The organism is Roseibium aggregatum IAM 12614 (genome assembly GCF_000168975.1).
In the GTDB taxonomy this organism is placed as follows: Bacteria; Pseudomonadota; Alphaproteobacteria; order Rhizobiales; family Stappiaceae; genus Roseibium; species Roseibium aggregatum.
In genome coordinates this window covers 1-22689 of sequence record NZ_AAUW01000034.1, presented here as the reverse complement: position 1 = coordinate 22689, position 22689 = coordinate 1, and the positions used below count along the sequence as shown (strand labels likewise).

Genomic DNA, 22689 nt, shown 5'->3' with positions numbered 1-22689 from the left:
CTTGCTGATTGCGTTGCTGCTGTGGTCGGTTGCCCTCCTTCACCGCGACAGGAGGATGAAAATCATGGGGGCATTCGGAACGGCCGGAGCTGTTGTGCCGATTATCTTGCTTGTTGCCGGACATGTGATTGTTGGGGCCGGTGCAATATTGGGCGTGTCATCACTGTACGAACTTTCCGGAGAAAACATCAACTCGACACCCGGGATTATTCGCATCATCGAGGCGATCTTTTTTGGTTGGGGGGCACTGGTGGCAATTGCGCTTTGGAGCGGACAGCTTTCCAGGCCGCCCAATGAACTCGCGCCACTAGAAACGTAACATTTCTTCGCCAATTCTGACCAGATTCGCCGTTGGAGCTCTAAAACCCGACAGGTCCATGCGGCCCGGAGCCGTCATTCGTTCCGGTTGCAACAAATGCTCGAAAGGAGCCCAAGGTGGCGAATGCGGCACGGTGCATAAACGACTGTTGCAGACAGCGTCGCCAATGCTTTGCTCGCGAGCCGACACCCTCTTTCCAAACTTTCAGCGGCACCGCGGCTTAGTGCCGGACGCCGCGGACGACGAGCGCCAGACGAGGTATCGCCAGGCCCGACCCGACGGTGAACGATCGGTGGAAGTCCTCGAACGCCGCTCTGAAAGCGTCACGCCGGTCATGCGGCAGGGCGGCGTATGTGGCCATGACGGGACCGAAGCCATTGACGTATTCCTTCCAGACCGTCGCCACGTCCGGTGCATAGAGCGTCGTCACCTGTTCGTGAATGTCGATCTCGAAACGCTCTCCGACGACCTCTCTCAACCAGCTTGAGCGCCCCCAGTCGAAGGGCGAGGCAGGTGGCGGGGGCGCATCCGACCATTCTCCGACCAGTCCAAAGAAGCGCGCGATATAGCCATCGGGTTCGTCGGCCCATGTCGCGAGCGCCAGGCGTCCCGCGGGCCTTAGCACGCGCGCCATCTCGGCCACGGCCCCGGATGGCTCGCTTGAAAAGATGACGCCATAGGTCGAGATCACGCCGTCAAAACTTTCGTCCCCGAACGGAAGTGCTTCAGCTGCGGCCTGTTGAAAGACCGGGCGCGGATCGAGCCCGGCCGACAGCGCCTCGGCGGCTTCGAGCATGCGGGGCGAAATGTCCACGCCCGTGACGCTGGCGCCGCGCCAGGCTGCAAGCCGGGCGGCCCAACCTGTGCCCGTCCCGATGTCGAGTATGCGTTCGCCCGGTCGCGGCCAAAGGGCTTGAACTGTGTGTGTGATGGTGTCGGAGAGTCCGAAGGAAATACCGTCGTAGGATCTGCCCGGCTGGCCCCACATCCGTGCTTCGGAGCTTAATGCGTCGGTGTTCATTGAAACCTCCCTTCAACAGGTTTGAATGGATCTTGCCGATTGGAGCCGGTGATGGATACTCCACGATCTGGAGTATTCCGGAGGAGACAATTTTGATATCCTGTACAAGAGCAGGGAGGTCGCCATGAAGAGCTATGGTCAGTTCTGCGCGATCGCCAAGGCCGCAGAAATCTTTTGCGAACGCTGGACGGCTCTGGTCATTCGGAACCTTGGGGCGGGTGCCGAAAGATTCAGCGACATACACAGGGGCGTGCCGCATATGTCTGCGACGCTGCTGACGCAGCGACTGCGCCAACTGGAAGCCGAAGGGCTTGTCGAGCGGCGACGCAGCGGCACGGGCAAGAGCTGGACCTATCACCTGACCGATGCCGGGGCTGAATTTATGCCCCTGGTTGGCGCGCTCGGTATCTGGGGGCGACGTTGGACGCGGCGCGAGCTTGCGGAACGCGAGCTTGACCTGGGGCTGTTGATCTGGGGCCTTGAATACTCGGTGGACCCGGCGGCCTTCGGGCCAGAGCGCCATGTGCTTCGGCTCGATGTGTCCGACCAGCCGGAGCACAAGAGGTTCTATTGGTTCGTGTGCGAGAGCGGGAACCTCGATTTGTGCGTCTCCGATCCCGGAGGTGGGACCGACCTGTTTCTGGAGGCCACTCTGGAGGACTTGATCCAGGTCTATCGCGGAGATGTCGCGTTGACCGCTGCCATCGAGGACGGGCGGCTGACGGTCCACGGCACACGGAAACTCTCACGGCGACTTCGGCACTGGTTCAACTTCAACAATGTAGCGAAGACACCTTTGGCAGAAGGAGGGCCGGCCCGGCGCTTGATATCGGCGACTTCGGAACCCCGAGGAGTCGATATCGCGAGACCGTGAGGTGCTCGGAAAGCCGGTGCCAAGGTTTCCCTGGTGCCGCATGCCATCCGAACCAGACATCAGATCCGTGGACACGAACGTCCGGTCCGTCCGCTCAGTTGACCTTCACACACCGCACAACAAACGACAGCTTGAAAGGCCGTTCCTAACCCCCGCAAACGAGCGAAAGGAAAGCTCCCGTCAGAACCTGATATTGACCCTTGCGTTTGCTCCCTGGTCGCTTGCGTTTTCCCCGAAGGCTCCCTGGTAGGAAAGGCCGAGGGTGGTGCGGTCGGTGATGGTGAGGGCAAGTCCTGCCTCGACAAGGGCTGTGTCCCGGTCGAGAGGAACACCCTGAACCGTGAAGGGATCGAGACCGGACAGGGCCATGCGCTGATCGGGCGTCAGATCACCTATGGCGTGGCGCCAGCCAAAGGCGCCGGTGAGGGCCACCGAGACACTGTCGGTGGTCGCAAGCGTTTTCGACATGCGAAGGCCGAGCGTGCTTGAGCCCAGAAGCTGGCTGGAGCCATCTCCGGTGAGCGCCAGGGCGGCGGAGCCCTGCTCCTGGAAGGCGTCGGTCTGCTGATGCAGGAGCGCCAGTCCGGCGAAGGGAGAGACCTGCAGCCAGGGTGTTTCCAGGGCATAGGAGGCTTCGCCGAAAACTTGCGCGGTCCGGGACCAGTAGTCCGCGGTGAGCGTGTCCTTCAGACCGCCGGCGGCAACGGCGCGCTCGCTTGTCACATCGTGCCAGCAGTAGGCAGCGCCGAAGGTGAGACCGAGGTCGGAAAGCCGTACCCCGCCATAGGCGCCAAGGGTGTAGCTGTTCGCATCCGCTGAGGAAGCCCGCGCGGAAACGCTGGCCTGGCTCTGGCCGAGACCGGCCAGCAGCCCGAAGCGGGCCTGGGGCCAGGCGGTTGCCTCAAGCCCGACGAGGGCGCCGCCGGTGCTGCGCGAGAGCGTGGCTGCATTGCCATCGCCGTCGAGCTTGCCATAGGCGCCGTAGGCGCTGCCCCAGGTGGTGAGGTTGAAGCCTGAACCGGTGCCCAGACCTGGACCCCGCGGGCCGACCGGACCGTTGAAGGCGATCTCGGGCACCTCCGAAAAGCCGGCGAAGGCATCGTGAATGCGGCTGGTCACCGTGTCGCGCAGCCGGGCACTGTCGTTGAGGAACAGGGACGGCAGCGAGGCGTGGATCTCGCCGGACAGGCTGTCGAAAGCCGCCCTGGCGCCATCGGCGCTGAGCCCGACGACTGCGTCGAAAACCCTGTTGCCGGTGGCCCCGCTGCTCACGGCATTGGCGACCGCCCGCTGGTTTGCCGTCTTGCCGACCGAGGCAAAGGACGAGGCATTGCGGGTCAGCGTCAGGGTCACGGCCTTGGGGTCATCATAACCAAGAGCCGCATCGAGGAAGGCAAAGTTATCGGTGACTGTACCGAACTTGCCGGTAACGGCCGTGCCCGCGGTAATGATCGTGTATGTGGTGGACGGAGCAAAGCCGGAGCCATCGTCCGTGCCGTTCTCGGCCAGAATATTGACTGTGGCGTCAGAGTCGATGTTGACGCCGCCCGTGGCGACGATCCTGTCCGCGTTCCCTGCGCTGTCGACCTCAACTTCATAGGCGGAACCGGAATCAAACATTGCATTGCCGGCGACATTGAGTGTGCCGATGGAATTGCCCGGCGCGATCTTGCTGCCGGATCTGGCTGTGAAACCGCCAACCGTTCCCGACCCGCCCAGGGTGCCGCCATTCAGCGTAATGGCGCCGATGCTGCCGTTGACCACGAGCTTGCCGGCGGAAACCGTCGTACCGCCGGTGTGGGTGTTTACTTCTGTCAGCGTCAACGTGCCGGCACCCGATTTGGTCAGCGAACCGCTGCCGCTGATCACACTGCCATAGGTCAAGGCATCGCTGCGGTTGAAAATGAGGTCGGCGTTGTTCGTGATGTCACCGCCGATGCTCCCCGATGTGCCGCCGTCGCCGATCTGCAGCGTGCCGGCGGAAATAACCGTACCCCCGGTATGTGTGCTGCTTCCGGTCAGCGTCAGCGTGCCCGCTCCGGACTTGGTGAGCGACCCCGTGCCGCTGATCGCCCCGCCATAGGTCAGGGCATCGGAGCGGTTGAAGACAAGCGCTGCGCTGTTGCTGATGTCACCGACGATGCTCCCCGATGTGCCGCCATCGCCGATCTGCAGTGTGCCGGCGGAAATAACCGTACCCCCGGTATGTGTGCTGCTCCCGGTCAGCGTCAACGTGCCCGCTCCGGACTTGGTGAGCGACCCCGTGCCGCTGATCGCCCCGCCATAGGTCAGGGCATCGGCGCGGTTGAAGACAAGCGCTGCGCTGTTGCTGATGTCACCGCCGATGTTCCCCGATGTGCCGCCATCGCCGATCTGCAGTGTGCCGGCGGAAATAACCGTACCCCCGGTATGTGTGCTGCTGCCGGTCAGCGTCAACGTGCCCGCTCCGGACTTGGTGAGCGACCCCGTGCCGCTGATCGCGCCGCCATAGGTCGGGGCATCGCTGCGGTTGAAGATGAGCGAGCTGTTGTTGATGACATTGCCGGTGATGGTTCCGGCCACATAGACGGTTGCGCTGTTGGTCAAATTGCCGGTGAGAGTGCCGGCTATATTCAGGGTACCGCTATTGTTGACCAGGTCATCGGTCAGGTTGACACCTGTATTGATATTGATCACCGAGCCATTGTTGGTCAGATCGAGGGTCTGGGAAGTGGTAATATTCACTGTCCCTCCCTGCGCGGTCACGCCACCGACAAACGTGCCGCCCGAAGCATTCAGCGTACCACTTTGAACGGTTGTCAGTCCGTTGACTGTCCCGCCCGTAGTGTTTGTCAGCGTTCCGCCAGTCAAGGCGACGGCATTCGTGATGGTTCCGGAATTCTCGATCACGCCGCCCGAAAGCGTCGTACCGCCGCTGTCGGTCAGTGTTCCGCCAGACTTGATTGTCGTCGTGCCGCCGCTCTGTACGAGATCGGTTTGCAGCGTAGAACCATTATTCACGTCGATATTGCCGCCGGTCATCGTCGTCGTCCCGACAATGGCAGAGCTGTCGAGATTGAGCGTCCCCGCGCCACTGATGGTGACATTGCCGCCAAAGGTCCCGCCGCTGGCGGTCAGGGTGCCGCCGCTGATCGAGACCGCGCTGCTGATCGTGCCGCCGCCATTATTCTGCAGTTCGCCGCCGCTGACAGCGACCACCCCGTCGCTATCCGATAGCGTACCGCCTGCCGCGATCCTGGTCGTGCCGCCTTGTTGCACGAAGTTGGTGTTCAGTGTCACGCCGGCTGCCGCGACCGAGACCACTCCGCCGTTGTTGGTCACGGAGTTCAATGTTCTCGAAGCAACGAAGACGGCGGTCTGACCATTGTTGACGACAATGTCCTGTGCGCATGCCGGGTCTGTCAGAGCTGAGGAGACGACAAGGCTGGCCGTCGCCAGTTGCAGCGCATTTCGGTGCTTGATGTACGAAGGACCGCGATGGGCTTGCCTAAAAAAACAGGGTACGAGTAACAGATGCATTGAGAGTCCAAGGCACAAATTGTGTCATGGATGGTCTTTTGACCTCGGAGCGAAGGAATTGGTATCCCCTGTTTAGGGGGGGGTATGGTTTGAAATCAATCCCTTGCCGAGCCAGAGCGCCATCAGCGCCGAACGGCTGGACACACCGTATTTGCGGAAGATCCGCTTCACGTGGTCGTGGGTGGTATGCGGGCTCTGGTTGTTCTGCTCGGCGATCTGTTTTTCCGTCAGGCCAAGCAACAGGCCTTGCAATACCTGCTGCTCGACCGGGGTCAGCGGGGCGCTTGCCACGCCAACGCCTTCTCCCAGCATCTGATGCTTGAAGAACCAGCGAATACCGCGCAAAGCGTGTGAGACGATTTCCTGATCATCCGTAGTGAAAGGCTTGCTGGCGAAGCTGCGATGAAAGCCGATCTGGATTTCCGCACCCGCATTGATCGGGATGCCTGCCCAAAGGGAATCCTGCCGGTCGAGCGCCTTGTAGTAATTTTTGTAGGAAGGTCCTTCGAACCACTCCGGCGTGGCCAGTTCCTTCAGGCTGAGGACCCGGAAAGTCCCGGCCAGCTCCACGTTGCGTGTGGTGGTTATGTTCGGTTCGCCCTTGTCCATTTCCTCGAAAGCCGCGTCAATTGCCGCACTGGTGTTGTCGTAGGGGGTGAGGGTGAAGAGCGTGCGCGGGCGCCAGCCTTTCATCGGATCGCGCGACTGGGGTGAGCTCAATCGCACACAGCCGATCCAGTCCGCGTTCTGCGCACCAATCAGGCTGCAGACCGTCTCGAGCAGGAACCGGCGGGAGACATGGATGTCGCCGACGTCGTAGTCGGCCAGGTTGTCCCAAAGCATGTAAATGCGTCCGAGTGACATCGGTGTAATCGGCATGAGAATTCCAGGAGGCACGGAACGGATTGGTTTCGGCATGTCTGGATACCCTCCATCGCCGGCAAAAAAGGTCACATGGACTTTCCCCAAGGATTTCAATCGTAAAACAGTCGCTTTCGAGAACGGCGTCCGCGATGTCGCGGAAGGACGCGCCTTTGAAGACACCTTGCAGGCGAGATGCGGGGCATCGAAGCGGACGCACTGCCGCCATTCGTTCTTTCCGAAGCGAACGGCAGCTCCCCGTCCCACTTTTGGACCTTCGATGAGGTTACTGAAAATGACCACTTATGAGGATTTTGCCCAATCTGACGAATGTCCGAAATGGGAGCGCATCTGTTGATCCTCAAACAACCAACGCGGAGGTGGATGCAGTTTATTGCATAAGTTCGTTTCCTGCGCCGGCCGTGCTTTTTGTCGGGGTCTTCGAACCAGGGCGCTGGTTGGTTGGCCTCGATGAAGCTGAGCAACCAGATCGGCACCAGGCGAGGTGCCCGGTTACGATCGGGTAATTTGACTGGAGGTCTGTCAGGAGCGGAAGATCGGCCGGGTTGGCGAAGCGAATGCCTGTTTCGCTGGTGCCTTCGCGGCCGCGGAAGTCCTTGATCAGGTTCAGGGGTACACCGTTCAGTTTCAACATGTCGGCATGTCCGCGGCGGATGGCATGGAGGACGCATATCTACTGCGGACAGCCATTTACGGCGTTGACGACAAAGCGTGGATTGAAATTCCTGTAGAAGCGGTTTCCCGGGTCTGCGTTCTTGCGGTCGAACGGGGTGCAGAACTCCGGGAAGAGAGGCTGATAGGCACCGGTTCGGACAGGAGGCTTGGGTCAGGCGCTCGCTTTCTTTTTACCCTTTCGATCCTGAAGGCCGTAGCCGGAAAAAGACTTGAGCGTGTCGGCGATGGCCTGATCTGACAGGAGAATCGGGCCGCCGATCTGGAGGCTCAGGTAATATTGCCGGGCGATCGTCTCCAGTTCGACGGCCCGCCACATGGCCTTGGCAAGGCTTTCACCGACCGCGATCATGCCGTGATTGGCCAGCAGGCAGGCTGTTCGGTCCTGCATCGCCTCGATTGCGAGTTTGGACAGTTCCTCCGTGCCGAAGGTCGCGTAGCCCGCGCAGCGCACATTGGTGCCGCCGAAAGCAGCGATCATGTAGTGGCAGGATGGGATCTCCTTCCTCGCGATGGCCAGCGTGGTGCAATAGGTCGGATGTGCGTGCACGACCGCTTCGGCATCCTTGCGCTCGCGCAACAAGGCATGGTGGAAGCGCCATTCGGTCGAAGGTTTCAAGGGCCCCTCCCAGGCGCCCGACAGATCGTTGAGATCGACGGACGCAATCATGTCTGGTTCCATTTGGTCGTAGGGGGTTGCGGATGGCGAAATGAGCATACGGTCTTCATAACGGACTGAAATGTTGCCCGACGTTCCCTGATTGATTCCGTTCGCGTTCATTTCTCGGCATCGGGTGATCAACTCCTTACGAAGCGTAAGTTCTGCCTTTTTCATTTTGAGCGTCTCCTATTTGTTTCGAGTTCGGGTGTGTGCCGGCCGTTTGGCGGTCGCGTGTCGTTAAAACCTCAGCTTTTCCATTGAGAAATCCGCGGCGGTTTCGCCGTCCGGCGTGCCGGCCTGGACGCCGGAGGTGATCAGAAGGGTTCGGCATCCGGCGCGGTTGCCGCCGAGAATGTCATGACGGGGGCTGTCGCCGATCATCAGGCATCGATCGGGCGTGACCGGCCCGAGCGCCTGCAAGCCGGCGGAGAACATGGCCGCATCCGGCTTGCCGAGATAGACGACCTCGCCACCCGCATCGGCATAATCTTTCGCCACGAGGCCCGGTCCATACGAGGCCTGGCCTCCGGCGTAGATCGTGGTGTCCGGATTTGCGCAGATGCCGGGAACGCCGGCCTGAGCAAGCGGGGTGAGGAAGCGCCTGTAGTCCTCCCGGCTGTGCGTTTCCGGACTGTTACCGCTTATGATCACGAGCTCGACAGGTTCCCCCTCGCGAGCGCCTGTTAAAGGTAGATCGTCAATCAGACTTCGATCGTTTTCCCGCGACAGGAGCAAGACGGATCCACCCCTGGAAAGGCGGTTGTCGGCCAGGCGTTGAAGTAGCAGATCGCGGGTGAGTTCGCCTGATGTGACAACGGCCTTGAAGGCGTCCACTGGAAAGCCGAGCCGGGCCAGGCGATCCGCGTTGGGTTTTGCTCGTCGTCCGGAATTGGACAGGGCAACTATCGGCATGCCACGTTCTTGAAGGGCCTGAACGCACTCTATCGCGCCCGGGAAGGCTTTGTCGCCGTCGTGCAACACCCCGAACTGATCGAGCAGCAAGCCATCGACAGACTCAAGGACTTCCGAAAGATGTGTGATCGATCGCGTCATGTTAGGACAGGGCCTCGCGGGCAACGAGCGCGGATCCGACCGCGGCTTCCTTTGAGAAAACAGGTTCGGCGGGAACATCAATCAGCTTGAGCCGGATACGGGTCCAGGCGGGATTGTCCGCGCCGCCACCAACGGTCCTGACGCTGGTCAATGCCGGAGCGCCGAGTTCCACGAGGCGCTGATAACCGAGCTTTTCGATCCCGGCGATTCCGGTCAGCAGTCCCTTGAAGAAGGCCGCATCGTCCTCCGGCCGGGGTGTCACGCGGGGTGACAGCTTCGGATCGTTGATTGGAAACCGTTCGCCGGGACGGGGCAGCGGATAATAGTCGAGCTCGCAGGGTGTTTCGGGGTCTATTCTGGCGGTGAGGTTCGCCATTTGATCGAGATCGAAGTGTGCCAAAAGCGCCGCGCCGCCGCTGTTGGACGCACCGCCTGCAAGCCAGAGATCGCCGATCCTGTGACTGTAGATGCCATATTCCGGCGCGAACAACGGGCCGTCGCACAGCAGTTTCAAAGTCAGGGTGGTTCCGAGCACCGTCACCCCGTCTCCGGGGCGCTTGGCCCCGGTGGCGAGAAACGACGCGCAGCCGTCGCTCATCCCGGCGACGATCGGAATGCCGGCCGGCAGCCCGAATGTACCGCCGGTGCGGGCGGTGACGGTTCCCGTCGGCACGACCTCCGGCAGCAGGTCGCGCCGGATCGAGGTCTCGCCGAGCCAGTCCGGCCAGGTTCGGCTAACCGGATCGTAACCGGTCTTGAGAGCATTGCTTTCATCACTCGGCACAGGTGTGCCCGCAAGCTGCTCGGCGATCCAGTCAGCCTGATGCACGATACGGGCAACACCTGGCCGATCCTGCAATTCGATCGCCCGGGCCAGGGCGGAACTGGCCCCGTGGGCCGCGCTTTGGCTTGGAGCAACAGACGCTATCTCTGAAGGAATACGCTGGTCCTCGACCGCGTCGTTGTACATCAGGGCGTGCCCGTTTGGCTGTCCCTTTCCGTCCAGCGCGAGAACGGTGCCGGAGGTTCCGTCCACGCAAATTCCGGCAATTGCGGAAACGTCCACCGTCTGTTCCAGGTCGCGGAAGCAAGCGTGGAGCGCACGCTCCCACATGGCGGGATCGCGCCGGATGTGGTCGTCCGCACCGATACGGGCACGGCCGAGTCCCAGAACCGTTCCATCCGGACCGACGGCCGCCGCCCGAATTCCGGACGTTCCGATGTCCACTCCGACAAACAGCGGCGAAGAGGTCATATGGGCCGCCTTTCCTCACCCCGTTCCATGTTGAGCGACTGCCGGTAAGCTTCGGCATCCCAATCGAGGAGTTCCGCTTCCTGGTCCTCCGACAGACGTGTCACGGCTGCGTTCGGATCGATCCGCGCAAGCACGTCACCGAAGGCCGTGGCAAGGGCCAGCTCGGAGCGGGACGCCGTTTCCGGCATGGCGACGCCCTCGCCGGGGACGATCACCAGCTTGCTGGGGATCGGGGATTGAGCGGCTCTCGCGACGACCTGCGCAATGGTTTCGGACGCCATGGCAACTGTGACGCCCGGTCCCAGGAAGACCAGATGGTCCGGATAAAGGGTTCGCCCGTTCGCGATCGCGAGCAAGCGTTCATCCTGCGCGATCCGCTGTGTCGGCCCATGAGGTACGGGAAACCAACCAGTCCCCGAGAGTTGATCCTGAAGCATCTGGGAAGCAGCCGCTGGATCCGCCATGGTCGTTGGCGTCAGCCGGGCGCTGACCTCGCGCAGCAATCCGTCCGCCTCGGCGACGGTCTCGCCGCAGACAACGAGACCGTGATTGCTGAGGATCAGGATCTCGGTTCCCTCGGGTGCGACGTTGCGGATGACACGTGCCAGGTTGCTGCCCGGTTTGACGTAAGGGATGAAGGCATAAGGCAGACCGGCCAGTTTTTCGGCGAGAAACGCAGAGGCGTCCGCCCGGATTGCTGCCGCGATGGTGGCCACGCAATGGGTATGAAGCACGACTTTTGCCTTCGAACCGGCGTGCACGGTTGCCTCGATGGAGGCTCTGAGACCGGATGGGTTGTCGGATGCGAAAGTAAATGGTCCGACGTCGTCCGCGCTGCCATCATCCGCCGCAATTGCCTGAGCCAGGCTGACGTGATCGACAGGCACGAAGATATCCTGTGTCTCGGCGTCCGCGAGCCAGGTGCCGGAGGCCTTCACCCACATGATGCCCTCGGATTTGATCGACGTGTTGCCTCCGGGTCCCTGAACCTGCAACGGATCCGAGCCCAATCGGGCCGAGACCGCTCGCAAGGCCGTGAATTCCGGATTCGCGCGCAAAGTCTCATAAGCTGTCATGCCGCCCCCCGTCTGCGTGTCATCCAGGCCTCAACGGAGGCCTTTTCCGCTTCGCTCAGGAAAAGCCCGTGTTTCGTCCGGCGGACCAGCATGTCCTCGGTTGTCCGGGCCCATTCATTGTCGGTCAGCCAGCGGGCTTCGATTTCATAGAAGAGCCCGCCGAAATGCGTTCCGAGGTCGGCGAGGGATTGCACGCCTGACAGCAGGTCGAAGATTGCCGTGCCATAGCAGCGTCCGTAGTGGCGAAGCAGCTCCGGCGGAAGTTCCGGGAAAGAGCCCTGAAGGGACGCGAGCCAGGCGTTCATATCCCCATCCGGAATGTTGCCGCCGGGCAGAGACGCGCTGTCTGTCCAGGCTGGCCCCATCTTCGGAAAGAACGGGGCAAGGCGTTCAAGCGCGTGTTCGGCTAGCTTTCTGTAGGTCGTCAGTTTGCCGCCGAACGCGCTGAGCAGCGGTGCCTGTCGGCCGGCTCCCTTGCGTCCGACATCCATCTCGAAAGTGTAGTCGCGGGTAACTGCGGAGGCTGATTTGCCGTCGTCGTCATCGAACAGAGGCCGGACGCCCGAATAGGCGTGCAGCACATCCGACGAGCCATGCTGCCGAATGAAGTAGCTGTTCAGAATGTCCAGCAGGTAGTCAATCTCGCCCCGGTCGATCCGGACGTCCTCCGGCCGGCCCTTGAACGGCACATCGGTGGTGCCCACCAGCGCGAGGTCGTCGAAATAGGGATTAACGAAGATGAGGCGCTTGTCCGGTGCCTGCAGCACGAAGCCGTTTTCTCCGTCCCACCACTTGCGCATGACGAGGTGGCTGCCCTTGACCAGACGGACGCTGGATTTCGAGTTCGCGCCATCGATGGAGGTAATGACCTTTTCCACCCACGGGCCGGCGCCATTGAAGATCGCCCTGGCATGGACTGTGCGCTCCGCTCCGCTTTGCGTTTCGCGCAAGGTCGCCCGCCAGAGATCGCCGTTGCGTTCGGCGGCGCTCAGGGCTGTGCGGGTCAGGATCTCGGCGCCCCGTCTTGCGGCGTCGAGCGCATTCAGGACCACAAGCCGGGCGTCGTCGATCCACACATCCCAGTAGGCAAAGCCCTTGTCGAAGGTCGATCGGAGCAACGTGTTTCCCCATTCAACCTTGAGATCCACGCCTTTGGAGCCCGGGATCCGTTTGCGTCCGCCCAGGTGATCGTAGAGAAACAGACCCAGACGGATCAGCCAGCGCGGTCGTTGTTCGGGGCTGTGAACCAGGAGGAGGCGCAGCGGTTTCGACAGGTGAGGAGCCACGTTGAGGACGACCTCGCGCTCGATCAGCGCTTCACGCACCAGCCGGAATTCGTAGTACTCCAGGTAACGCAGGCCGCCGTGAATGTATTTGCCGGACCGGGAGGAGGTGCCTTCCGACAGGTCGTCCTTCTCGCACAGAATGACGGACAGGCCACGGCCCGCCGCGTCGCGTGCGACCCCAACCCCGTTGATGCCCCCGCCGACGACGAGAAGGTCGACTGGGTTTTCCTTGCTTCCGATGTTCGGCGTTCGAGAACCGCTGACAGTCATTCTTGGTTTGTCCTCAGCATGGGCTCACAGGTGGCTCGCCGTCGAGCCAGCGCCGAACTTCTTCGGCAGCTTTTGCGGCGGCGATGCGAACGGTCTTGAGCGACGCCCCGGCGATATGCGGTGTCAGCGTGACATTGGGCAGTTGCAGCAGCGGCCAGTCGGGCGGGGTCGGCTCGATCGCGAACGTCTCCAGCATGGCACCGCCTAGGTGACCGGTTTCCAGGCTCTCATAGAGCGCGTCATAATCCATCAAAGGCCCTCTGGCGGTGTTCACCAGAACAGCGCCGGGCTTCATCTCCGCCAGTTCCCTGGCGCCGATCATGCCGCGGGTTTCTTCGGTGACCCGGGGATGCAGCGACACCACGTCAGACTGGCGCAATACCGTCTCGAGCGACACATGTTCGACACCGGCATCGGCGTCATCGGCCGACAGTTGAACGTAAGGATCGCACACCAGGATGCGGGTACCGAAGGCGCGCAGCAGGCGCACCACCCGCGTGCCGACGGCGCCGTAGCCGATAATCCCGACGGTCATCTCGGAGAGCTCATCGCCAGTGACGTCGGCGCGGTAAAGATCGCCCCGATAGTCCCCCTTACGAAGGGCGTCATGGCCCCGGGTAATGTTACGCGTTTCAGCGAGAATGGCGCCGATGGTGAACTCGGCCACGGCGGAGGCGTTGCGCCCTGGCGTGTTCACGACAAGAACCCCGTGCGTGGCGGCAGCGTCCATGGCTACATTGACTGGCCCGCCTCTGGAAACGGCAACAAGCTTGAGATCCGGGGCGGCTTCGAACACCGACCTCGACACCGGCGCCAGATGGGTCACCAGGATCGGAGCGTCACCCAGATGAGCAAGGACTTGTCCCGGTGTTCCCATATATTCCTTCAGACCTTCCATCCCGGGAACCGTGTAGCCGTGCTCCATCGGTTCATCCGGCCAGGGAAGATCCAGGCTGCGGCAGACAATGCGGTCGCCGCAGGCCTCGTGCAGCGCGGCGGCGAACATTTCGGACAGCATGAACCGGTCGCCGATAATGGCCACTTCCGTTCTCATAACAGTTTCCTCCGGGCGAGGGCCTGTGCTGCCCATGTCTCGGGCATGGCCTCGCGGGTTGCGAGATAGGCGGAAAACAGGGTGTCAAACGTGTCGGCAAGCTCGGGGTCCGGCTCTTCGGCCGGCTCGACCAGAGGATCGACCCAGGCACGGGTCGCCGATGTCAGATCCGGATAAAGCCCTAGCTGCACGGCGGCCATCATGACTGTCCCGGCCGTCCCGGCTTCAGGCTGTGCCACAGTCTTGATCGGTGCCCGCAATGCCGCGGCCAGGAGTTTCTTGAGCGCGCGGGACCTGGCAGCGCTCCGGTCAGGTGAATTTCGCCGGGCACATGTCCAAGCGCCCGGTAACAGTCGCGGGTCGCGAGAACCAGACCGTCGAAGATGCCGCGCAGGATGTCGAACCAACCGGTGTTTTGATCCATCCCGGTCAGGGCTGCTCGCGCAGAGGGATCGGCAAAAGGCCCCCGTTCGCCGGCCGAGGAAATATAGGGCAGGTAAAAGGCGGCTCCTGGCCGTGCGGCAAGGATCTTGTCGTCCAGTCCGGCCAGAAGCTCGTCCTGTGTTTTCTCGACGCCGCAGTCGAGCAGCATCTCACGCATCAGGCCGAGAGCCCAGTCGATGTTCAGCGTCGCCGCCATGTTGGTCTGTATCTGGGCAAAGGCGCCGCCCGGGAACGGCATTGTGTAACCTGATCGTTCCGGATTGAGGACAACCTGATCGGCTGTCGGAACGAAACGCATATGCATGCCTGTCGACCCCAGAATAGTGACGCCCCGGTCGGCGGCGGCATCATGCAGGCCGGCCCCAAGCGCGCAGCACATGACATCCACGCCTCCCAGGCACACCGGAAGACCCGCCGGCAAGCCAGTAACCGCCGCCGCTTCCGTTGTCAGGGCACCGGCCTGCCGGGTGCCGTCCACAATCGGCGGGAGCAGGTGCCTGTGGGCTCCCAACCCGAGTGCATCGATGACCGCCTCGCTATAGGCACCGGTTTTGTAGGAGCAGAAAGTGAACCCGGCCTCCGAAACATCGGAGGCAATTACGCCAGTAAGCTTGAAGTAAAGCCAGTCTTTGCAGTGGAGGGCGGCGGCGCTGCGCTTCAAGAGCTCGGGCTGATGGCGGGCCATGTGCACCAGTTGGGTACGCATCTGGCAGACGTTCAACCCGGTCGCCGTCTCCTGGTAGATCGTGTCGATCGCTTCCGAGTTGGCGAGGTCCCGGGCGGTGTCCGCCGAGCGCGCGTCGAGCCAGAGCCAGCCATCGTGAACCGGCTCACCGTCGGCGTCGACCAGCCATGTTCCGTCCCCCTGGCCTGTGACCGCGAGGGCCAGGACATTCGATGCGTCGCCCGGAAGCCTGTCGATCAGCTCCATCAGAACAGCCGACGTGTTCCGCCACGTGCATGCCATGTCCTGTTCCACGCCGCCATCGGCCAGGCTCCGATAGACGTTTCGTCGATGAGAGAGGGCGAGCTGACGACCGGACAGGTCATAGGCGACCGCCTTGATGACCGACGTTCCCGCGTCCACCCCGATCAGCACATCGCTTCTCATGCAAGCGCTCCCCCATGAGAGAAGGCGCGACCGCTGTCCGCCGCGAAGATATGAAGGTCACTGGCGGCCAGATCGATGCCGATGGTCTCGCCTGGCGCATGATGGGCTCTGTCGTGGCGAACCGAGACGATGGTCTGGCCGGCGAAACGAGCCGCGACGTGGGTCTGGTCGCCAAGCCACTGGTTGGCATAGACCTTGGCCGGATGACCGCCGGGCGTGATTTTCACCGCGTGGGGCCGTACGCCAATGACGAACGTGTCCGACGATAGGAGCCGTGCTTTGAGGTCGTCGGAAAAGGCACTCGCCGGATAGGTCAGGCATACCCCGTCAGCCAGGTTCAGTTTCAGATTGTCGCCATCCGCTTCCGCCTGGGCTGGAAACACATTCATGGGCGGTTCGCCGATGAATGTGCCGGTGAACAGATTGGCAGGGCGGTCCTTGAGGTGAAGCGGCGAGTCGAACTGCTGCAGGACGCCGCCTTCCATGACCGCGATCCGGTCCGCAAGCGCGTTGGCTTCCGTCTGGTCGTGGGTCACCAGAATGGCGGTCAGCCCGCGCTCCTTGATAAAGTGCTTGATGCGTCCGCGCAGCAAGGCCCTGAGTTGCGGCTCCAACTGGCCCATTGGTTCGTCGAGCAAATGCAGGTCCGCATCGCGGATCAGGGCGCGGGCAAGGCTTGCCCGTTGCTGCTGTCCGCCGGAGATCGATCCCGGATAGCGCTCCAGAATGTCCTCGATCTCCAGAAGATGGGCTATCTCCGCCACCTTTTTCCGAATCTCGTCCTTCGCCAGCCGCTCCGACTTGAGGGCGAAGGCGATGTTCTCCTCAACGGTGAGCGGCGGATAGAGCGAATAGCCCTCAAAGGCCATCGCCACGTTGCGCCTGGCCGGCGCGAGCGCGTGAACCGGGCGCCCCTTGATGAGGATCTGGCCCGAGGACACGGCCTCGAACCCGGCGATCATGCGCAAGGTGGAGGTCTTGCCGCAGCCCGACGATCCCAGTAGCGCGACGATTTCGCCCTGGGCTACGTTCAGGTTCAGATCCTTGACCGCCCGGACGGGATGACGGGAGGTCTCATTGTAGATCTTGTTGATCCGTTGAAGGTCGAGCAGAACCTCGCTCATGCCGCTTTCTCCGCTGCGTGGCTGGTTCCGTTCGGGTCGAGCCGGACGCCGGTCTGGCGATCGAACAGCACCGCGTCACGCGGATCGATGGTGATATGCGCCGTTCCCGATGCGGGCGCGGGAGTCTCCGCCGGACGGGAGACGAGAATTTCCCGTTTGCGCAGAGTGGTGACCAGGGTGACCGCCTTTTCGTTGAACGGCGTTTCCGCCTCGATGGTGACGGGTACGCCCTCATTCGCGGTCGTGAAGCTCAGTGCCTCCGGGCGCAGGCCGAGCATGCACTCCCTTCCGACATTGCCGGACAATCCGGGATCGAGCTGGATCCTGCAGTCGGACAGGGTGGCATAAACGCCTGAGGCATCACTTTGCGGAACCACATCCAGAAGGTTAATGGTCGGATCGCCGAACAGTTTGGCGATGTTGATCGTTGCCGGGCGCCGGTAGATTTCTTCCGGCGTGCCGTTCTGGATGATCCGGCCGCCGTCGAGGACGGCGATCCGGTCTCCGAGCGCCATGGCTTCGCGGTAGTCCTGGGTGACATAGATGACCGTAGCGCCTTGATCCGCCAGCAGGCGGGGCAGTTCCAGACGCATCTCAAACCGCAATTTCGCATCCACGTTGCGCAGAGGATCGTCGAGCAGCAGGACCTTGGGGTGGGACACGAGCGCGCGCGCGAGCGCGGTCCGTTGCTTTTGACCGTTCGACAGCGCCTTGGGCGTGTGGGTGAGCACATGGTCGATCTTGAGCAGTCTGGCAACCGTATCGACGCCGGCACGGATTTGATCGGCAGTCTTGCCACACGCGGTGAGAGGGCTTGCGATGTTGTCGAAGGCATCCATGTGCGGAAACAGCGCGAAGTTTTGAAATGCCATGCCGATCCCGCGATGTTCCGGCAGCACGTCGGTCACATCCTCTCCACCGATGCGGACCTCACCGTCGTCCTGTTCGACCGCGCCGGCGATGCAGCGGAGCAAAACGGTTTTGCCCGCCCCAGAGGGGCCGAACAGAACCAGGGTACTGCCTTCGGGCACATCAAGATCGATGCCTGAGAGTACTTCGGTGTCCTTGAAGCGCTTGACGAGGTTCTTAAGTTTAATGTGGCTCATGAGTTCATCCTTTCACCGCGCCGAGCGAAAGACCTTCCACCAGATAGCGTTGAGCCCACAGGGCGAGAAGCAGGGTCGGGGCGATCGACATGACGATTGCGGCGGCGATCTGGCCGTACTGGATGCCGGAAGCCGTGACGAAGGCGAGCGCGCCCACGGTCACCGGCTGTTTGTCGGCTGAGGCCAGAACCAGCGCAAAAATGAAGTTGTTCCAAGCGAAAATGAATGCCAGGAGACCTGCTGCCGCGATGCCAGGGCCGGCCAGCGGCAGGGCGATCTTCCTGAAGGTGGCGAACCAGCCGTGCCCGGCGATGCGGTAGGCGTGTTCGATGTCCGGGGAAATATCCTCGAAATAGCCGCGTACGATCCACAGGATCAGCGGCAGGCAGATCAACTGGTAGACCCAGACCAGCCCGAGATAGGTGTTCGCCAGTCCAAGCGCCTGGAAATAAAGCGTCAGCGGCAACAGCACCAGCAGGGGCGGAGCGAAGCGGAACGACAACAGCGTGAAGGCGATGTCCTCCGAGCCGCGGAACTTGTGCCGGGCGAAGGCATAGGCGGCTGGAACACCCAGGAGCAGAGCCAGCGCCACCGAGAACACGGACAACAACACCGAGTTCAGCAAGTTGTTCATGAAGTGGATGCTCATGGAGCCCGCATTGGAATCGAGTTCACCGGAAATGATCGCCGCATAGTTCTTCAGGGTCGGCACGAAGGACATGCTGGGCGGTGAGCGCAAGATGGTCTCGTTGGTCTGCAGCGACATGAGGACGATCCAGAAGATCGGGAACATGAAGAAAACCACGATGGCAGTGAGGGCGAGGGCGCGAAGGACGCGCTCCAGTGGAGAGCGGTGATCCATGGTTATGCCCCTCCCTTGGCGCGCTCGCGCAGGCGCAACCAGTTTTTCACGAAGACATTGGACAGCGCGTAGGTGATGGCCCACAGGATCAGAAGCAGGGCCGCCGACCGGCCCACGTTGGTGGACTGGAAGAAGTTCAGATAGGCCTCGACCTGGAACACCATCAGGCGGTTGCCGGGTCCTCCTTGCGTCATGGCGTAGATGATGTCGAACTGCTGGATGGAATCGAGCAACCGGAACAGGGCCGCTGTCAGGATATAGGGCGACAGCATCGGCAGCGTGATCCGCCAGAACTGCTCGAAACGGGGTACTCCGTCGAGCGCGGCGGCCTCGAACGGCTGGGTCGGCAAGGAGCGCAGGCCTGCCAGCAGCAGGATCATGATGAAGGGGGTGTAGACCCAGACATCCACGAGGATGACGGTCAAGAGCGCGGTATCCGGCGACGACGCCCAGCGGAAGTCCTGGAACCCGGCCAACTGCATGAAGTAGCTCAGGATGCCGAAATTCGGATTGGTCATAAGCTTGAACATGAGCGCCGCGAGCGCGGGTGCCGTCATCAGCGGCATCAGGAGCATGATCGACACGAAGTTGTTCACGCGGCTGCGCCTTTGAAGCAGCAACGCGATGGCGAGCCCCAGAACGAGTTCGATGCCGACTGTCAGTCCCGCGTAGACGAGCGATACCTGCAATGTGTTCCAGAAACTGGAATCTGTGAAGAAATTCAGGTAGTTCTCGCCCCAGTTCATACCCCGGTTCCAGGGTTGGGACATGCGGTAGCGCTGAAGCGAGTAATAAATGGCCGTCACGAACGGAACCAGGATCCCGATGCAGACCAAAAGCGCCGGCAGGCTAAGCAAGTAAGGCAGCAGCGTCCTGGACAGGCGGCTGGAGCGCCGCAAGACGGGCATGTCGGCTTGAGCGGACATGAGACCTCCATGGCACGCGGCGTCGCCGCCGATGCCGGTTCGCTGGAAGGGGGTGCAGGGCGAGGTGCCCTGCACATGTCAGTTGACGTTGATGTCGATCAGCGCAGGCCCGCTTCGGTAAGCTGACCGTTCATGCTGTCGGCGAGCTGATCCAGACCTTCATCGACCGGGATTTCCTTGGCGACCATACGCTGCAGCATGGCGGCCCATTCCGTGGTCAGATCGAAGAACAGCGGCTGAGGCGTGAACTTGATCGAAGCGCCGGGTGCGGACGTCTTGTACATGTCCACGTAGCCGGGATAGCTCTTGTTGAGCTTCTCCTGGAACATCTCGTCCTGCCAGACCGTGTTGCGGACCGGATCCACGAAGTCCATTTTCTGTGCGCCGAAGAGCGCGTGTTCGGGTCCGGAGGCCCACTGCATGAAATACCAGGTGGCATCCAGATCCTTGGAAAACTTGGACATGGCCAGCGACCAGATCCAGATGTTCGGCGTCGGACCCTTGGCATCCGGATTGGCCGCGAAGGGCGCGTAGGCCAACTGGCCTGCCATGGCGTTGTCGCCGCCGTTCATGAAGTAGCCGAGGATGTCCGCGTCGAAGATCATGCCCGACTTGCCGGCGCCGAGATCCGTGCCGACCTGGTACCAGGTATGGGTCGACCAGTCGCTTGCGCCGCTGTCCTGGATCATCTTGACCCACTTGGCGTGGAAGGCCTTCGATCCGTCGGTGTTCATGGCGGCGGAAAGCTTGCCGTTGTCGTTGGTCAGATCCATTTCGCCGAAGTTGGCGTAGGCCGACAGGAAGCCGGGATGGATGGTTGCCCAGGAGCGCGAGCCGCGCACGCCGATGCCGTAGATGCCGTCGTTCCCTGCCTGAACCTTGGCTGAGGCTTCGATGAGTTCGTCCAAATTGGTCGGAACGGAGACGCCGGCCTTGTCAAACATCGCCTTGTTGTAGGTGAGGTTGTTCTGCTCGTAGCCCCAGGGAATGCACCATTGCTTGGCGTCGTCAGAACCGAGCTTGCCGCCTGGAACGCCGTTCCAGGCACAGGACTTGCGCACGCCTTCCAGCATGTCGGACCAATTGTAGTGCGGATTGGTCTTTTCCGGGTCGTTCAGCCATTCGTTGTGATCGACGATCCAGCCTGCCGGCCCGTAGGTCCAGGTCATGTAGGCGCCGGTCATGAAAGCATCGTATTCCGAAGAGCCCGAAGACAGGGCTGCCGTGACCTTGTCGAAGTAAACGTCCTCCGGGAATACGTCATAGGAAACGTCCATGCCGGTCAGTTGCTTGAACGTATCCAGATTGGCGATCATGGCATCGGTGTAGGGGTGCTTGTTCAAGAGAAGCTTGATGCTTTTGCCGGAATGTTTCTTCCAGTCGAAATCCGCGGCCAGCGCGCGGGTCGCCATCATGTTGTGCAATGTTCCGGCCGAGGCGGCCGTGAGCCCCAAGGCTCCGAGCCGTCGGATCAAGGTGCGCCGGCTCATTCCACCGTTCAAAAACGCGGATACGAGATCCTTTTCCTTTTCGTACATGGTCTTTCCTCCCAAAAAGCCCTGACTTGAAAAAGCGCTCCCGGCTCTATGCCGTGGAAAGCTCGACGATAGCCCGGGCTGTGGCTTCGTCTGTTATCAATCCGCTGAGCAGTCCACTGGCAAGGGTGGCGCGGAGCGCCGGAACCTTGGTTTTGCCGCCAGCGATGGCGACCACTTCCCGCCCTCGCAGGGTTTCCAGGGGCGGAGCCATGACGCGGTCGTCGTAAGGGGTCGTCATGATGGCGCCGTCAGCGTCCAGGAACTGGCCGAGCATTTCGGCGACCGCGCCGGCTTTTCGCAGGTCCGCGGCCGCGGAGGACCCGTCGAGCAGGGACACACTGATGCCTCCATCGCCACTGCCGACATCTCCCACACCCAGCACGATCAGGGTGGCCTCGCCAATGAGCTCCATGGTTTCTGAAATGCCGAACTGCTTGAGCATGACCTGCTTGTCCTGAGCCGAGTTCGCGTAAAGAGGTGCCGGCATGAGGAACGACGCCGCGCTTGTCTTCTGCGCGAGCCGGTGGATGACATCGTAAGGGTTGGCGGCGAAGGATCGGGTGAGGCCACCAAGCACCGACACGAATTTGACGTCCGGCGTGGCCTGGCGGCCCATGGCGTTTACCGAAGCGGCGAGAGTACGGCCGTTTCCGACCCCGATAACCTGATGTTTGCGCCCGGCGGCGGCCTGCATGAAGAAATTCGCGCCGACGGCCGACAGCGTCTTCAGCGGTATCGGGTTATTGTCCGGAATATCCATACCGATCCGGCAGTAGCCGAGGCCATAGCGGTTCATCAGATCTGTTTCGAGCTGAACGCAATCGGTGGCTTCCACGTCAACGAAGATGCGCACCAAGCCCTCGTTCTGGGCTCGGGCGATATAGCGGTGGGCGCGGGTGTTGGGAACGTTAAGGCGCTTGGCGACTTCGGCCTGGGTCATTCCGCCGACGTAGTGCAGCCACGCGGCGCGTGCCGCGAGATCGGCATCTCCATCGCTTTTCGTGGGCGTCAGGCCCTGACCGTTGCTCATTTCGCTCCCATTCGATCTAGCTGAAATAAAATTCAGTCCTGGAATTTATTTCGAAAAAGGTAAGCACAGACAGTCATGGCTCGCAAGGAGAATTTGAAACAAAGCTTGATCTGGCAAATCCAGGACACGTTGTTAACGTTGCGAATTCAGTGATTTGCGGCCAGTGTTGCGCTTGGAAACCAACGTCGGAAGCTGCGCGCGGGGGAAGATGACTGCGCATCGGACATACCGTAGAAGTGGTTCTTTCCTTGTTGGCATGCGGATGAAAACGAGGGAGTTCGAGCGCCATCGTGCCAAATTGTTGGCGCCGGCGAGGTCCAGGATACCATCCATGTCGCAGGGCCAGCCTGCCAGATGCACAGGCAGGATGCCGACCGTTCGCGGGGTGATGAGGGGAGCAATCGTCTGCGGGGTGATGTTCTGGCTGTCCGGATCGATGTCGGCGAACACCGGAACGCCCCCTGCCAGGAGCACGCAGCTTGCAGACGCAACGAAGCTGCGCGGGGTCACGATCACTTCCTCCCCCGGCTGAATATCGAGGACCCGCAGCGCCTTGTCCAGCGTTACCGAGCCATTGGCCATCCCGATCGCGTGTGCAGCGCCCGT

Annotated in this window: 20 protein-coding genes and 1 pseudogene; 2 read left to right on the top strand and 19 right to left on the bottom strand. The window is 61.7% G+C overall.

The window, feature by feature from the left end; translation table 11 throughout:
* Nucleotides 1-319, top strand: a 319-nt coding sequence (locus tag SIAM614_RS29480) for a hypothetical protein (RefSeq protein WP_157140170.1), incomplete at its 5' end; no start/stop codon positions are given.
* 220 nt (nucleotides 320-539) lie between these two features.
* Here the strand turns inward: SIAM614_RS29480 and SIAM614_RS29475 are convergent.
* A complete protein-coding gene (locus tag SIAM614_RS29475; RefSeq protein ID WP_040441494.1) occupies nucleotides 540-1340 on the bottom strand; it encodes a class I SAM-dependent methyltransferase in 801 nt (266 codons plus the stop codon).
* Nucleotides 1341-1464: 124 nt separating this feature from the next.
* On the opposite strand from SIAM614_RS29475, the gene SIAM614_RS29470 reads away from it, so the two are divergent.
* Complete coding sequence (locus tag SIAM614_RS29470) at nucleotides 1465-2214, top strand: winged helix-turn-helix transcriptional regulator (RefSeq protein ID WP_006940333.1); 750 nt, start codon at nucleotides 1465-1467, stop codon at nucleotides 2212-2214.
* 180 nt (nucleotides 2215-2394) lie between these two features.
* Here SIAM614_RS29470 and SIAM614_RS29465 read toward each other — a convergent pair whose 3' ends face one another.
* The 18 genes and pseudogenes from SIAM614_RS29465 to SIAM614_RS33235 all read right to left on the bottom strand — a co-directional run.
* A complete protein-coding gene (locus SIAM614_RS29465) occupies nucleotides 2395-5733 on the bottom strand; it encodes an autotransporter outer membrane beta-barrel domain-containing protein (RefSeq protein WP_006940331.1) in 3339 nt (1112 codons plus the stop codon).
* A 72-nt stretch (nucleotides 5734-5805) separates the two neighbouring features.
* Nucleotides 5806-6612 carry a helix-turn-helix transcriptional regulator gene (locus SIAM614_RS29460; RefSeq protein WP_050789530.1) on the bottom strand — a complete coding sequence of 269 codons (807 nt, stop codon included), beginning with the start codon at nucleotides 6610-6612 and terminating at the stop codon, nucleotides 5806-5808.
* Between the two features lie 373 nt (nucleotides 6613-6985).
* Complete coding sequence (locus SIAM614_RS29455) at nucleotides 6986-7249, bottom strand: hypothetical protein (RefSeq protein ID WP_006940327.1); 264 nt, start codon at nucleotides 7247-7249, stop codon at nucleotides 6986-6988.
* 192 nt (nucleotides 7250-7441) lie between these two features.
* Nucleotides 7442-8122: a class II aldolase/adducin family protein gene (locus tag SIAM614_RS29450; RefSeq protein ID WP_040441491.1), complete on the bottom strand. Its 681-nt coding sequence runs from the start codon at nucleotides 8120-8122 to the stop codon at nucleotides 7442-7444.
* Nucleotides 8123-8185: 63 nt separating this feature from the next.
* Nucleotides 8186-9001: a TIGR01459 family HAD-type hydrolase gene (locus SIAM614_RS29445; RefSeq protein ID WP_006940323.1), complete on the bottom strand. Its 816-nt coding sequence runs from the start codon at nucleotides 8999-9001 to the stop codon at nucleotides 8186-8188.
* 1 nt (nucleotide 9002) lies between these two features.
* The gene (locus tag SIAM614_RS29440; RefSeq protein ID WP_006940321.1) at nucleotides 9003-10256 is read right to left on the bottom strand and encodes an FGGY-family carbohydrate kinase; all 1254 of its coding nucleotides are present in this window, start codon (nucleotides 10254-10256) and stop codon (nucleotides 9003-9005) included.
* Nucleotides 10253-11332 carry a class II aldolase/adducin family protein gene (locus SIAM614_RS29435; protein WP_040441489.1) on the bottom strand — a complete coding sequence of 360 codons (1080 nt, stop codon included), beginning with the start codon at nucleotides 11330-11332 and terminating at the stop codon, nucleotides 10253-10255. The genes SIAM614_RS29440 and SIAM614_RS29435 overlap by 4 nt, the downstream gene beginning before the upstream one ends.
* Nucleotides 11329-12888, bottom strand: a complete 1560-nt coding sequence (locus tag SIAM614_RS29430) for a glycerol-3-phosphate dehydrogenase (RefSeq protein WP_006940316.1) — start codon at nucleotides 12886-12888, stop codon at nucleotides 11329-11331. Before SIAM614_RS29430 ends, SIAM614_RS29435 begins: the two co-directional genes overlap by 4 nt.
* A 13-nt stretch (nucleotides 12889-12901) precedes the next feature.
* Complete coding sequence (locus tag SIAM614_RS29425) at nucleotides 12902-13942, bottom strand: 2-hydroxyacid dehydrogenase (RefSeq protein ID WP_006940315.1); 1041 nt, start codon at nucleotides 13940-13942, stop codon at nucleotides 12902-12904.
* Nucleotides 13939-14142, bottom strand: a complete 204-nt coding sequence (locus tag SIAM614_RS33240) for a hypothetical protein (protein WP_229598034.1) — start codon at nucleotides 14140-14142, stop codon at nucleotides 13939-13941. Before SIAM614_RS33240 ends, SIAM614_RS29425 begins: the two co-directional genes overlap by 4 nt.
* Nucleotides 14142-15497, bottom strand: a complete 1356-nt coding sequence (locus SIAM614_RS29420; protein ID WP_006940313.1) for an FGGY-family carbohydrate kinase — start codon at nucleotides 15495-15497, stop codon at nucleotides 14142-14144. Before SIAM614_RS29420 ends, SIAM614_RS33240 begins: the two co-directional genes overlap by 1 nt.
* The gene (locus tag SIAM614_RS29415; RefSeq protein ID WP_006940312.1) at nucleotides 15494-16621 is read right to left on the bottom strand and encodes an ABC transporter ATP-binding protein; all 1128 of its coding nucleotides are present in this window, start codon (nucleotides 16619-16621) and stop codon (nucleotides 15494-15496) included. The genes SIAM614_RS29420 and SIAM614_RS29415 overlap by 4 nt, the downstream gene beginning before the upstream one ends.
* Nucleotides 16618-17727: an ABC transporter ATP-binding protein gene (locus SIAM614_RS29410; protein ID WP_006940311.1), complete on the bottom strand. Its 1110-nt coding sequence runs from the start codon at nucleotides 17725-17727 to the stop codon at nucleotides 16618-16620. Before SIAM614_RS29410 ends, SIAM614_RS29415 begins: the two co-directional genes overlap by 4 nt.
* 4 nt (nucleotides 17728-17731) lie before the next feature.
* On the bottom strand, nucleotides 17732-18589 hold the full coding sequence (locus tag SIAM614_RS29405) for a carbohydrate ABC transporter permease (protein ID WP_006940310.1): 858 nt from the start codon (nucleotides 18587-18589) through the stop codon (nucleotides 17732-17734).
* A gap of 2 nt (nucleotides 18590-18591) precedes the next feature.
* The gene (locus SIAM614_RS29400) at nucleotides 18592-19515 is read right to left on the bottom strand and encodes a carbohydrate ABC transporter permease (protein ID WP_006940309.1); all 924 of its coding nucleotides are present in this window, start codon (nucleotides 19513-19515) and stop codon (nucleotides 18592-18594) included.
* A gap of 98 nt (nucleotides 19516-19613) precedes the next feature.
* On the bottom strand, nucleotides 19614-21053 hold the full coding sequence (locus SIAM614_RS29395; protein WP_006940308.1) for an extracellular solute-binding protein: 1440 nt from the start codon (nucleotides 21051-21053) through the stop codon (nucleotides 19614-19616).
* Between the two features lie 46 nt (nucleotides 21054-21099).
* A complete protein-coding gene (locus SIAM614_RS29390) occupies nucleotides 21100-22083 on the bottom strand; it encodes a sugar-binding transcriptional regulator (RefSeq protein ID WP_006940307.1) in 984 nt (327 codons plus the stop codon).
* Between the two features lie 294 nt (nucleotides 22084-22377).
* A pseudogene (locus tag SIAM614_RS33235) lies at nucleotides 22378-22689 on the bottom strand (DegT/DnrJ/EryC1/StrS family aminotransferase); the annotation flags it as partial.